Origin of the sequence: Bifidobacterium actinocoloniiforme DSM 22766, assembly GCF_001263395.1 — a bacterium.
Lineage (GTDB): Bacteria > Actinomycetota > Actinomycetes > Actinomycetales > Bifidobacteriaceae > Bombiscardovia > Bombiscardovia actinocoloniiformis.
Window position 1 is genome coordinate 80276 of the sequence record NZ_CP011786.1, and the last position, 13066, is coordinate 93341.

Below are 13066 nucleotides of genomic sequence, written 5' to 3' on the forward strand. Positions count from 1 at the left end.
GGGCTTGGAGGGGGCTTGCCGTCGGCTTGCTCATTTGGGCGAATGTGTGCGATAATGTTCATATGATTTCCTCACAGCGCCAGCATTTGATCCTCAACCGCCTTCGTACGCGCGGCGCGGTGAGGATAACGGCGCTGTCCAAAGAGCTTGGCGTCTCCGCCATGACCATCCGCCGTGACATCGCCGACCTGGCCGACAAGGGGCTCCTGAAACGGGTTCACGGTGGCGCCGTCACCACCTCCTCCCTGCTGGCCGAGCCTCTCTTCTCGGTCAAATCCCAGATGGACATGGGGCTCAAAGACACAATCGCCCGCCGCGCCATCTCCTACGTCTCGCCCGGCGACGTGATCGCCATCGGCGGCGGCACCACCGCCTACGTCTTCGCCCAACACCTGCTCGAATCGCGCCGGTCCGAGGGCATCACGATTCTGACCAACTCGATTCCTGTGGCCGAACTGGTCCAGGCCATGGAGAGCAAGGAGGTGGAGGTCATCGTCACTGGAGGCGTGATCACCCGCTCCAACTCACTGGTCGGCCCCATCGCCGACAAGGTCGTGGCGTCCCTGCGCGTGAACACGGTGTTCCTGGGCACCCATTCGGTCTCCATCCCCCGGGGCTTCCTGATGCCTAACTCACTGGAGGCCGCCACTGACATGGCATTGATGGACATAGCCGACCGCACCATCATCCTGACCGACCACACTAAGTGGTCTTGCACCTCACTCTCCCTTTTCGCCTCCTTCGACCAGGTGAGCACCGTAGTGACCGACGACGGCTTGGACCCGGCTGCCGCGGATGAGACCCGCGCTTTGGTGCGTGAGCTGGTCCTGGCTTCCACCGGCGGCGGCGAGGCGGACACGGCCCCGGGCCCCCTGGCCCAGGAGTGAAGCGGGAACTGTAAACCCAACGAACAGGAAGGCAGGTTCAGATGAGCCGGAGCGGGCAAGAGTCGGAGTCGACAGGGTACGAGCCTCAGCGGTACCGTCCGGGGGAGTATGCGCGCGAGCACATCCGCATCACGCCCACCTTGCTGGCTGATGGGCGCCAGTTCTTCTACCTGGACGATGACCCCGAGCATGTATCCGGCGCCAAGACCCGTGAGCTCAAGGACCCCCGTCACCTGGCCGATCGGTTCGCCCCAGGCGTGGACGCGGAAGGCAAGCCAATCCCGGTGCAGGCCCCGCAGATGCGCCGCGACCCCCTGACCGGCGACTGGATTCCCATGGCCACCGCCCGCATGAACCGTCCTATCACCGCCGGACCCGGCGCTACGGCCAAAGGCAACCCGCTGGCCGCGCGCAAGCCTGGCGACCCCTACCAGGACGGCGAAGTACCCGACACCGACTACGACGTGGTCATCTTTGAGAACCGCTTCCCCTCGATGATGCAGGTGCCTGGTCTGGATCCTCAGACCACTTACGTGGATGGCAACCAGCTGTGGCCGGTGCGCGAGGCCAATGGCCGCTGCGAGGTCGTCTGCTTCGACCCCGACGAGAATTCCCTGCCCGCCCAACTGCCGGTCAAGCGCCTGCGTACTGTGGTGGAGGCTTGGGCCTTCCGCACGGCCGAATTGAGCGCCCTGGACGGCATCGAGCAGGTCTTTCCCTTCGAGAACCACGGGCAGGAGATCGGCGTCTCCCTGGCCCACCCCCACGGGCAGATTTACGCCTACCCCTTCATTCCTCCGCGCATGGAGGACGAACTCAAACAGAGCCAGGCCTACCACGAGCGTACCGGCGGCAACCTGCTCGGCGACATCCTGGCCGCTGAGCTCGGCGCGGGCGAGCGCATCGTGATGCGCAACCATTCCTGGGTGGCCTATGTGCCGGCCGCGGCCCGCTGGCCCCTGGAGGTGCATGTGGCCCCGGTGCGCGACGGAGTGCTCTCCATCGACCAGCTGGACGACCAGGAGCGCTGGGACCTGGCCCAGATGTACTCCGCCCTGCTCAAACGAGGCAACGCCTTCTTCGACAAGGGCGACGGCAAGGGCATGGACCTGCCCTACATCGCGGCATGGCACCAAGGGCCGGTCAAGGATCCTCGCAGGTCGGACTACCGACTTAACCTCCAGTTCTTCTCCTTCCGGCGGGCGGTGAATAAGGTTAAGTACCTGGCGGGCTCCGAGTCGGGCATGGCCGCTTGGATTTCCGACACCACGCCAGAGCGGATCGCCGCCCGTTTCCGCGAAACCGGACCGGTGGACCTGAGTGATGAAGACTGATGCCAGCAGCGCCGGCAACCGTTCCAAGCCTTGGGCAGGCAATGGGCGCGCTGGACAAGCGGATGCAAGGACAAGCGCAAAGGAGCGAATAACTATGAGCGCAGTTGAATTCGTCGAGGCCCTGTCCGAAGGGCCCGATGGGGAGGGCGCCAGTCAAGCCGGCGCGCTCTTCCAGCAGGCTTACGGCCAGGAACCCAAAGGGGTCTGGTCGGCCCCAGGCAGGGTCAATCTGATTGGCGAGCACACCGACTATAACGCAGGCCTCTGCCTGCCAATCGCCTTGCCCCACCGCACCTTCCTGGCCCTGAGCCCACGGGATGACGACCAGGTGCGCCTGGTCTCCTCATTCGCGCAGGACCGGGTTGAGCAAACGTCCCTGGAGGGCCTTGAGGCCGGAGGGGTGGAAGGATGGGCCGCTTATCCAGTGGGCGTGGCCTGGGCTCTGCGACGGGCTGGGTTCGGGCAGGTGCGTGGATTCGACGCGGCGTTCGTCTCGTGCGTGCCGGTGGGCTCGGGTCTGAGCTCGTCGGCGGCCATGACCTGCTCCACCGCGCTGGCTCTGGATGACGTGTACGGGCTGGGCTTCGGTGGAAGCGACGCGGGGCGGCTGACGCTGATCGACGCGGCCATGGTTTCCGAGAACGAGATGGCTGGCGCTTCCACCGGTGGGCTGGACCAGTCGGCCTCCATGCGTTGCCAGGCGGGCTACGCGATCGAGCTGGACTTCCAGCCTGGGCTTTCCGCGCTGGAATCAGCCAAGCAGGTGCCTTTTGACCTGAGGTCCCGGGACCTGGAGCTGCTGGTGTTGGACACCCAGGCCCCCCACCAGCTCAACGACGGCCAGTACGATGCCCGTCGGCGCTCTTGTGAGCTCGCGGCCCAAACGTTGGGCGTGGAGAACCTGCGGGTGGTGGCCGACCAGGTGGAGGCCGCCGATGACCCTGAGCGGGCCTTGAAAGACGTCTTGGATAAGCTGGATGACCCTACTCAGCGCAAGCGTGTGAGGCATGTCGTCACTGAGATTGGGCGCGTGGGCGAGTTCATCCGGGCCTTCCGCGCAGGCGATATCCGGCGGGCCGGGGAGCTCTTCAACGCCTCCCATGATTCCCTGCGTGACGATTATGAGGTGACCGTGCCTGAACTCGACCTGGCGGTGGATGTGGCCCGGGCCAACGGCGCTTATGGGGCGCGTATGACCGGCGGCGGCTTCGGCGGTTCGATCATCGCCCTGGTGGACGCCGGACGCTCGCGTGAAATGGCCGCTGCGGTGGCCGAGGAATTCAGTCGCCGGGGCTTCCGCCAGCCCCGTGCCCTGGCCGCGCTGCCCTCCCAGCCGGCTGAGCGCGAGGCCTGATTCCGTACCGGAACGTTGATATGCGTTGGGCCCCGACCGTGCCATACGGCCGGGGCCCAACATTGTAATTCGTGCTAGCAGGCCCTTACTTCGCCCCGCTATGGGATCACTTGACGCGCTTGATCAGCATCACACAGACGGCGGATACCACGGTCATCGCGATGGCGACGGGGAAGACCAGACTGTAACCGCCGGCGATGGCCACCAAGGTGGACGTGAAGACCGAGCCGATGGCTTGGCCCGCGCAAGTGGCGATGTTGATGAAGCCCAGATCCTTGCCCGCAGTCTCCTTGTTGGGTAGCACATCCACGTTCAAAGCCTGGTCCACGGCCGAGTACATGCCGTAGCCGAAGCCCGCGATGCCGGCGAACAGGAGCATGCCCAGCGAGGAGCGCAGCACCCAAGGCATGGCGATACCGATGGCGTAGAGGGCGCAAGCGAAGACGATCGGCGGCTTGCGGCGCTTGATCAGATCGGAGATCGGGCCGGACAGGGCCGTAGCGATCAGCGAGACGACCATGGTGATGACCGACATGGTGGCGATCGTGCCTGCTGCCTGGGTCTTGGTCTGTCCGATGTGGTCCTCCAGGATGTACAGCTGGTAGGAGGTGATCATCTGATAAGCGACCAGGAGTCCAGTGCGGCATAGGAAGGCCTTCCAGAAGTCCGAGGCGCCCTTGATGGGCGGGGTGAAGGCGTGGACGATCACCTGTCCGATGGGCTCGTCCTTGCGAGGCTCGGTCTTGTTGGAGGGCTCCCGGGGGATGATGGCCATGGAGAGCCAGCCGGCCAGCAGGAGGGAGATGCCCGAGACCAGGAAGCCGGTCGTGGTGGAGGAGATGAAAGCCGAGGCCAGCAGAGTGCCCAGTCCCTGGCCGATTACGGCGCCGCCTCCGAAGGCCGCCGAGGCGGTCGCGCGGTCCTTGTCGGGCACGCGGTCGGAGAGGATGGCGGTGATTGGGGCGATCATCATGTTCAGACCGATCAGGGAGACGCAGTAGGCGATGCCCACCCCGATGCCCAGGGTCGGCAGGCCGGTGGCGTAGAAACAGACGCCGGTGAGCACGGCGCCGCTCACGATCCAAGGGGTCCTGCGGCCGAAGCGGGAGCGGGTGCGGTCCGACATGGCACCGATGAACACGTTGATGAACATGGACAGGACCGCGCCCACGCTGTTGATTTGGCCCAGGAGGGTGCTTGGGTCGGCGATGCCGATGTCTTTCAAACGCTGGGGCATCAGCACACTCGCCACCATGGTGAAGCCCACATAGAGCAGGGTATTGTAAATGAAAAGGCCGATGATGTAGCGGGCCGCGGTGAGCGTGGAGCCCTTGCCGGACCTTTGCGGCGCCTGGGCCGTTGTTTCAGGTTGACTCATGGGAAATCCTTAGTCGTTAGTGGGATGGACGGTTCAGTCGAGCATCATCCAGGCGGACGCGTCCTGGGGAAGCCTGCCCTGGTCGTCCAGGGGCTGGGAGGTGAGGAGGACCTTGCCTTGGGGCAGTTCCACGGCCTCGCGGCTGAAGTTGGTGACGTTGGCCCAGCCGTTGGCCCGTGCGTAGGCGATCACGCCCCCGGTCAGGCCGTTGGCGCCGTCCGGCAGCCCGGAGGAGCGGTCGAAGCCATCCAGCCAGCGCAGGGAGGTGTCCTCGCACTGGCACTGGTGGCGCAGGGCCAGGACCTTGCGGTAGTGGGAGAGCATGGAGTCGTCGTCGCCCTCTTCGGCGGTGACCGCATAGTCGGCGAACCAGGCCGGCTGCGGCAGGTGCGGGGTGGCGACAGGCTGGCCGTCCTCGCACTGGTCCGGTGAGAAGCCGAAGGTGCCATCCGCGTCGGAGGTCCAGGGCAGAGGCACGCGGCAGCCATCGCGGCCCTTCTTGGTCAGGGCCTGACGGGTGCCGGACGCCCAGGGGTCCTCCAGCTCGTTCCAGGGGATGTCCGCCACCTCGAACAGGCCCAGCTCCTCGCCCTGGTAGACGTAAGCGGAACCGGGCAGGGCCATCTCCAGCATGATCGCGGCCTTGGCGCGCTTGGTGCCCAGCTCGCGGTCCTCGTGGTAGGTCCTTCCGTCGCGCAGGAGCCAGTCGTTGGCGATTGCGTGGTACAAGCCGTTGTCGGTCTCCACCTGGGGCAGTGCGTAACGGCTGGCGTGGCGGGGCACGTCGTGGTTGCTCATCACCCACGTGGAGGTGGAGCCGTTGGTGCGGGCCGCCAGGTCGATGCCGGCCTGGATGGCGTCATGCAGCTCAGCGCGCGACCAGTTGCACTCGGCGAAGGCGAAGTTGAAGACCTGGCCCAGCTCGTCCGGACGGGCGTACAGGTGCTGCCGGGAGGAAGGCACCCAGGCCTCGCCGACCGCGAACCGGGCGGGGGTGTACTTGTCGAAGACCTCCTTGCGCCACTCGCGGAAGATCTCATGGACCTCGTCGCGGTCATAGACCGGATGGCTGCCGTCGGTCACGGTGATGTGCATGGCATCCACGTCGTAGTCGTCCAGGTCGTCGCGGTCCAGGTCCTTGGCCAGGCCCTCGGCCACGTCAACGCGGAAGCCGTCGGTGCCGTGGTCGCACCAGAAGGTCAGGGTCTTGAGGAAGTCGTCGCGCACCTCGCGGTTGTCCCAGTTGAAGTCGGGCTGCTCCTTGGCGAACAGGTGGAGGTACCACTGGCCATCGCTCACACGGGTCCAGGCCGATCCGCCGAAGTTGGCGATCCAGTTGGTGGGGGGCAGTTCGCCGTGCTCGCCCCGGCCGTCGCGGAACACGTAGCGATCGCGCTCAGGGGAGCCTGGGCCCGCCTTCAGGGCCGCTTGGAACCAGGGGTGGAGGTGGGAGGAGTGGTTGGGCACGATGTCCACCACGACTTTGATGCCATGGGAGTGGGCAGCCTCGACCATGGCGTCGAAGTCGTCCATGGTGCCCAGCTTTGGGTCCACATCGCGGTAGTCCTGGACGTCATAGCCGCCGTCGGCCAGCTCCGAGGGGTAGAAGGGGGAGAGCCAGATGGCGTCGATGCCCAGTTGGGAGAGGTAGTCCATTTGGCTGGTGACGCCGGCTATGTCACCCAAGCCGGAGCCCGTGGAGTCCTTGAAGGAACGGGGGTAGACCTGATAGACGACGGCCTGCTTCCACCAGAGGTCAACTTTGGTAAAAGCGCTTGCATTATTGTTGGTATCGTTGCGGTCGGGCATAGTGAATCCTCACTGATTGTTTAGCCAATACTCTAGTGTTTTGCCGGTTCTAGGCTCTTCCTTGACGTGTCCTTGGCCGGACAATTTAAGTAATAACGCTTGCATTTCGTCTTGTCAAGTGGTGAAGAGGGAGGGCTGCGGCCGTGGCCATGCCAGTCGCCGGGCCTAGCCGGCTGCTAGCATGGCCCATGAGGCGTGGGCCAAGGAAGAGGGCGGAAGTGGGAGCGGACAGAGGAAGGGGCGCGAGCATGGTACGCGTGACCCTGCACGATGTGGCGCTCGCCGCCGGAGTCTCGGATTCGACGGTATCGAGGGCCTTGCGCGGGTTGGACAAGGTGGATGAGCGCACGCGCGAGCGGGTGCGGCAGGAGGCCGAACGCCTGCATTTCTCGTTCTCCCGCAACGCCTCCTCGCTCGCGTCCGGCAAGACCATGCGCGTATGCTTGCTTTTCTCCGACAAGCTCAGCACCTGGTTCGACTCGTCCGTGCTGCAGGGCGCCTACGAGGTGCTGTATCCGAGCCGCTACGACGTGGTCCCCTGCACCGTGAGCACCTACCAACAGCTGGGCGCCTTCTTCTCGCGGCTGCCCGCCGATCGCAACGTGGACGCGATCATCGTGGCCTCGATCAACCTTGGGGAGCGCGAGACCGATATCCTCAAACGGCTCACCATCCCGACGATCGGTCTGGATTCCAGGACCATCGACGGGTTCGACGCTTCCGTGCTCCTGGACGACCGCAAGGGCATGCGCGACGCCGTGGCCTTGCTCAAAGGACTGGGGCACCGGCGACTGGGTTACGTGGGCATGCCTGCGCCTGGCGACTTCCAATTCAGCTCGCAGCTGCGCGGTGACGCCTTCATGGAAGCGGCGTTGGGCATGGGGATGGACCCGGCCGACCTGCACCGGATCGACGTTGGCAAAACGGCTGACTACCGCTCATACGAAGAGGCGGTAAACTCTGGGGCGGCGCGGATTCTGGCCTTGGACCCGATGCCTACCGCCGTGTGCGTGGAGAGCGATGAGTACGCGGTGGCGCTGGTCCGGGTCTTGCGGGAGTACGGGGTGCGCGTGCCGGAGGACCTGTCGGTCGTGGGGTTCGACGATGCCGCCGTCGCTGCTGCCGCCGATTTGACGACCGTGCATCAGAACCCGGAGGAGATGGCCAAGGATGCTGCCGGGAAGGCCTTGGAGCTCATGCGGGGGAGGGAGCCCGGCGAACGGCACTCCATGGCCGAGCCGATCCTCATGCTGCGGGGGACCACGGCCAGGGCGCCCCGGGGGCGTGGGTAGGGCCGGTCAGCGGCCGCCGGCGAAGTTCAGCTGACGCCAGGCCTCATAGACGGCGATCGAGGCGCAATTGGTCAGGTTAAGCGAGCGCAGGCTGGGACGCATGGGTAGGCGAACCTGCTCGGCCACATGCGGGCCCGCCATGATGTCCATCGGGTCCGGGATGTCGCCGGGCTCCGGGCCGAAGAGCAGGATGTCGCTGGGCCGGTAGTCCACTTCCGTGTAGAGCTTGGTCGCGTGTGCGGTGAAGGCGATGATGCGCGAATCCGGCATGGTGCGCACCAGGTCGTCGAAGTCCGGATGAAGGACTACATGGGCCATGTCGTGGTAATCCAGGCCGGCCCGGCGCAGTTTAGTGTCTTTGAGGTTGAATCCTAAGGGCTCCACCAGGTGGAGGATGGTGCCGGTCACAGCGCACAGGCGGATGGCTGATCCCGTGTTGCCGGGGATCCTCGGCGAGTAGTAGCACAGGTGGGGCGTGGAGGTCGTCTGCTTGGCGGCGTCCTCGGCCCGCAGCATCGCATCCGTGACCGCGATTGGGTTGCCGTGCGCGTCAGTCACCAGCTCGTCCGGTCCATACCCGGCTTTGCGATAGCCATACTCATACATGCCCTCCACCCGCTCCTGCGACTGGTTGGCGGTCTCATGCTCGCATTCGTTCATGGTCCCAAAGTAACCGTTTCAAGCGACAGCCGGGGGCAGACGCGGAAAAGTCAGGAGCGCTACGGACAATGGGTGCTTATGACACAGACGGCGCAGGTGGAACTGACGGACGCGCGGCGGGCCTATCGGTTGCTCGCGGCCTGGTGGGAGGGGAACGCGCGGGACTTGCCTTGGCGGTTCGGGAGGACCACGCCTTGGGGGATTCTGGTGTCGGAGGTAATGAGCCAGCAGACGCAGATGAGCCGGGTGGTCCCATACTGGGTGGAGTGGATGCGGGCCTGGCCCACGCCCGAGGCGCTGGCGGCGGCGAGCGGCGCGGAGGTGATCACGGCCTGGGGGAGGCTGGGCTACCCACGCCGGGCCCTGCGCTTGCAGGCTTGCGCTAAGACCGTGGTTGAGGAGTATGGCGGCAAGCTTCCCCAGGATTACGAGACTTTGCTGACTTTGCCGGGTGTGGGCGATTACACGGCCAGCGCGGTGGTGTCCTTCGCCTACGGCAAGCGAATCGCGGTGATTGATACCAATATCCGCCGGGTGCTTGGCCGGGTGTTCGCTGGTAAGGAGTCCCGTGGCGGAGCGGCCAGCGCGGACGAGCGGACCTTGGCTCAGAGGGCGCTGCCGGAGGATGACGCTGAATCGGTGGTGTGGAACCAGTCGGTGATGGAGCTGGGCGCGACCGTCTGCGCCGCTAAGTCGCCGGCTTGCGAGGAATGCCCCTTGAATGGCATATGCGCCTTCCTGGCGGCTGGCAGGCCTGGACTGGGGGAGCGGCGCACCCGGCCCCGCCAGAGATTCAAGGGGACCGACCGCCAAGTGCGAGGCCTGATTCTAGCCGCCTTGCGCGAGTTGCCCCCTGGTGGCAGTTTGCCCATCAGCCGATTGGATAGCCTGTGGCCTGACCAGGCCCAACTAGGCGCATGCCTGGCCTCCCTGGATGAGGATGGCCTGGTTGAGATACACCAAGGCGGCTCGGTCAGTCTGCCTGAGTGACCGAGCCGCCTGGAAAGCCCGCCGAAGAGGTGGGGTAAAGCGGCCTACAGATCCTTGTCGAAACGGTAATAGGTCTTGTGGAAACCGTTCTCCTCGTAGAACTGATGGGAGGCGGTGTGCTCAAGCCGCGAGCACATGGTCAGCAGTCCGCAGCCGGTGTCCTTGGCCAGCTGTTCGGCCCAGGCCAGGAGTTGATCACGGATGTCCTTGTCTTGGTGGGCCTTGGAGACCACGAGCTCCTTGGTCTCTGCCACGCGCTTGCCGATGTGGAGCTGCCAGGTGCACAGGATGCCCACGAACCCCATCACCTGGCCGTCCTCCTCGTAGATGCCCAGCTTGTGGTCGAAGTTCTCCAGCTGGCTGATGTAGGTGCGGGCGAACATCTGGTAATCCAGGGTGTTCTGGCTGGATTCGCTAATCAAGGCGTAGACGTCCTTTAAATCCGCCGTGGTGGCTGCTCTAATCATGAGGTTCCGCCCTTTCGTGTTCTTTCGTGCGTCCTTGCAGGCCGGTTCAGACCCCGGATGCCTTGGGTGGGCGCGGTACGCCCAGTAGGGACTATCTTACTGGGGCCCGTTCTGGGGCTGGATGTTCTGTGTACCAATGTGGGTCGATTGCCGAGCCCGGATTGATGTGCTTCGGGTCGTTGAGGGAAAGGGTGGTTTTTCCTCATGCTTATATAAGCGACACTTATGCAGGACGCGACGACGGCTCCAGGGTGCGACAAGGGAGTTGGGTCGTCAGTCACGGACCATACCGAATGGAGGGCAACTGTGAACATCTACTTAGCCATACTTGGTTTCGCGACCATGATAGTCATCACGGTCGTGTTACTGAAAAAGAAAATGAGCATCCTGCTGGCGTTCACAATCATTCCCTTGGTGGCTGGCCTGCTGGCCATCCTCATTACCGGGGGAAGCCCGCTGCTGATTGGCAAGTGGATAGAGAAAGGCATAGGGAAGACCTACAGCATCACCCTGATGATGATGTTCTCCCTGCCCTATTTCATGCTCATCTCCGACACGGGCCTGTTTGACGACATCGTTAAAGGCATCATGCGGCGGGTCAAGGTCTCGGCGCCCATCGTATGCGTGCTTACCGTGGTCGTGGCCTGCATCTGCGAGCTGGATGGATCGATCACCTCCGTCTTCCTAATCACCGTCCCCCTGATGCTGCCTTTGTTCGAGAAGTTCCACGTCGACAAGCGAATTCTGCCCTTCCTGATCTCCGTTGCCATCCTGATCATGTGCAACACGCCGTGGAACCCAAAGATACTGCGCGCGGCGACCTTGATGGGCAACAAGCAGGGAGCTCCGGCCCACCTGTTCATCAAGCTCTTGCCCATCCAACTGTTCATGCTGGTCCTGCTGATTGCCATGGCTGTGTACTTCGGCCTGCGGGCGCGCAAGGGCAACAAGGAGGAGGTGACCGTCAGCAATGAGGAGTTGCTCTCCCAGTTCAAGGACACCGAGCTGACCAAGCACAACATGTTCTGGTGGAACCTGCTGCTGACCGCATTCCTGATCACTGTGCTGATCGCGATACCTTCCATCCCGCAGTACTTCGTGTTCGCGTTCGGCCTGGTTGTGGCCCTGGCCATGAACTTCCATGACCTGGACCAGCAGGGCACTCTTCTGAAGAAGTACGCCTCCACGCTCTTCCCGGTCGCCCCAGCGGTGCTGCTGTCCGGCGTGGTGGTCGGCGTCATGCAGGAGAGCGGCATGCTGAACGCCATGGTGAAGGCCCTGATGGCGATCGTACCCTCGGCAATCGGACCCTACTTCTACATCATCATCGCCCTGTTCAGCACCCCGCTCATGCTGCTGTTCACCAACGACACTTGGTTCTACGCCCTCATGCCGCTGGTGGCCGCCTTCTCGGCCCAGTACTCGGTCCCGATTGATGTGGTGATCGCGACCCTGTTCATGAACTTCGGCTCGATGATCTCGGTCATCGCCCAGCCCCAGCTTTACATCGCCACCGACTTGACCGGCATCACGATCGACGAGCACATCAAGTTCAGCTTCTGGAAGCTGTGGGGCATCAACATCGTCGTCGTCATCTTTGGTGTGGCGACGGGTGTGTTCCTTCCCTAAGCCCGAGCTCGGGAGGAGTCGTTCGGGGGGTCTGTCCGGTAGCCGGGCAGGCCCCTCCTGCGTTTGAAGCGCAGGTATTTGCGCAGGGTGAATGCAGCGGACAATACCGCGTAGTCCTTCAATACGCGGGGGTTGTACCCGGTCTCGCTCGCGATGGTGTTCAGCCGGTTCTGCATGGTGTTCTTGTGCAAGTACAGATCGTCGGCGGCGTGGATGATGCTGCCGTTGTGGCGGGTGTAGGCGGCGAAGATGGTCTGGAAGTCGTCAATGCGTCGATCGTTCAGGTTGCCGAACACCCTATCCACGAAGCCTTGCGCCTCTTCGGGACTTAGCGCGCTGACCAGGCGGCCCAGGTCCAGGTCGGCGAAGTCGGTGATGCTGGTGCGACGGGTGAACAGCAGCCAGTCCAGCGTTCGCTCGGCCTGGGAGTAGCTTTTCCAGTAGTCTTCGTGCCGCGGCTCCCTTCCGCCCATTCCGAACGCCAGTTGCAATCCCAGCCGGTCCGCAAGTGTCTCCTGCAGGTCCTTGGCCAAGTCCTCGGTCGTATCGGGGCCGTCCTCCGGCAGGTCCACCAGGAGGCTCACTTGCTGGTGGGAGACGGAGAGCAGGCAGTCCGGTCGGTCTTCCAGCTTCTGGGACAGTAAGACGAACACGCGGTCCTGGCCCTCGCCCAGGTCGCCCTCCTGGGGTCCGCCCACCACGGCGCGTCGCGGCCGGTCCAGCTCCACGCCAAGCACCGAGGCCAGATAGGCGGCCAATCCTGGGTCCTGTCGCCGCCCGCTCAGCACGTTGACAAGGTTCGACATCATCATCCGGTGGTCGAACTGGGTGACCTTCTCCATGTTCTCCCGGATCAGAATCTCGGTCATCTTCTTGATGATGTTGCCGAAAGGCTCCACTTCCTCGCGTCGGCCGGTGATGCCTATCACCGCCACCACCGAGTCATTGAGCAGGACCGGCACGTTGATGCCGTTCCTGGCTCCTTCGAACTGGTGCTCATTGTCGATGGAGATGGTGTGCTTGACCTCCACGGCCAGTCGGGCGCCGTCGTGGCCGGTGCCGATCCGGGAGCGGTCGGTGCTGGCGATGATGGTGCCGCTGGTGTCGAACAGGTTGATCTCGTGGTTAAGCACGCCTTTGATGTTGCTGACGATGGTCTCCGCGATCTGTGGGTCGATGTCCATGGTCTCTCCTGAAGCCGGTGCTGCAAAATATAGTACACGGAACATTTTTCCTGGAGCGGGGGCGGGTCATTCGAGCTCGTGG

At 63.9% G+C, this 13066-nt stretch carries 11 protein-coding genes; 6 read left to right on the forward strand and 5 right to left on the reverse strand.

Annotated elements, in window-relative coordinates:
• Positions 1–44 precede the first annotated feature (44 nt).
• The 3 genes from AB656_RS00330 (at position 45) to galK (ending at position 3575) form a co-directional block, all read left to right on the forward strand.
• Positions 45–887, forward strand: coding sequence for a DeoR/GlpR family DNA-binding transcription regulator (locus AB656_RS00330; RefSeq protein ID WP_193786708.1), 843 nt, complete (start codon positions 45–47; stop codon positions 885–887).
• Between the two features lie 41 nt (positions 888–928).
• The gene (gene galT, locus AB656_RS00335; RefSeq protein WP_033504832.1) at positions 929–2221 is read left to right on the forward strand and encodes a galactose-1-phosphate uridylyltransferase; all 1293 of its coding nucleotides are present in this window, start codon (positions 929–931) and stop codon (positions 2219–2221) included.
• Between the two features lie 94 nt (positions 2222–2315).
• Positions 2316–3575: a galactokinase gene (galK, locus tag AB656_RS00340; RefSeq protein ID WP_033504831.1), complete on the forward strand. Its 1260-nt coding sequence runs from the start codon at positions 2316–2318 to the stop codon at positions 3573–3575.
• Positions 3576–3681: 106 nt separating this feature from the next.
• On the opposite strand, the gene AB656_RS00345 is transcribed toward galK, so the two are convergent.
• Both AB656_RS00345 and AB656_RS00350 read right to left on the reverse strand, forming a co-directional pair.
• A complete protein-coding gene (locus AB656_RS00345) occupies positions 3682–4953 on the reverse strand; it encodes an MFS transporter (protein ID WP_033504830.1) in 1272 nt (423 codons plus the stop codon).
• A gap of 33 nt (positions 4954–4986) precedes the next feature.
• Positions 4987–6762: a glycoside hydrolase family 13 protein gene (locus AB656_RS00350; protein ID WP_033504829.1), complete on the reverse strand. Its 1776-nt coding sequence runs from the start codon at positions 6760–6762 to the stop codon at positions 4987–4989.
• Positions 6763–7010: 248 nt separating this feature from the next.
• Between AB656_RS00350 and AB656_RS00355 the strand changes: the two genes are divergently transcribed.
• Positions 7011–8054 (forward strand): LacI family DNA-binding transcriptional regulator, encoded by a 1044-nt coding sequence (locus tag AB656_RS00355; protein ID WP_033504828.1) that lies wholly within the window; start codon positions 7011–7013, stop codon positions 8052–8054.
• A 6-nt stretch (positions 8055–8060) separates the two neighbouring features.
• On the opposite strand, the gene AB656_RS00360 is transcribed toward AB656_RS00355, so the two are convergent.
• Entirely contained in the window at positions 8061–8714 is a 654-nt protein-coding gene (locus AB656_RS00360; RefSeq protein WP_081924799.1) for a tRNA (cytidine(34)-2'-O)-methyltransferase, read from the reverse strand.
• A 78-nt stretch (positions 8715–8792) separates the two neighbouring features.
• Here AB656_RS00360 and AB656_RS00365 point away from each other — a divergent pair, with 78 nt between their 5' ends.
• Positions 8793–9704, forward strand: coding sequence for an HhH-GPD family protein (locus tag AB656_RS00365; protein ID WP_051905186.1), 912 nt, complete (start codon positions 8793–8795; stop codon positions 9702–9704).
• 44 nt (positions 9705–9748) lie between these two features.
• Here AB656_RS00365 and AB656_RS00370 read toward each other — a convergent pair whose 3' ends face one another.
• On the reverse strand, positions 9749–10171 hold the full coding sequence (locus AB656_RS00370) for a GNAT family N-acetyltransferase (protein ID WP_033504827.1): 423 nt from the start codon (positions 10169–10171) through the stop codon (positions 9749–9751).
• Between the two features lie 378 nt (positions 10172–10549).
• On the opposite strand from AB656_RS00370, the gene AB656_RS00375 reads away from it, so the two are divergent.
• A complete protein-coding gene (locus AB656_RS00375) occupies positions 10550–11800 on the forward strand; it encodes an SLC13 family permease (protein WP_201777331.1) in 1251 nt (416 codons plus the stop codon).
• Here the strand turns inward: AB656_RS00375 and AB656_RS00380 are convergent.
• A complete protein-coding gene (locus AB656_RS00380; RefSeq protein WP_051905188.1) occupies positions 11797–12984 on the reverse strand; it encodes a CdaR family transcriptional regulator in 1188 nt (395 codons plus the stop codon). The two genes, AB656_RS00375 and AB656_RS00380, sit on opposite strands and share 4 nt — an antisense overlap.
• Positions 12985–13066 lie beyond the last annotated feature (82 nt).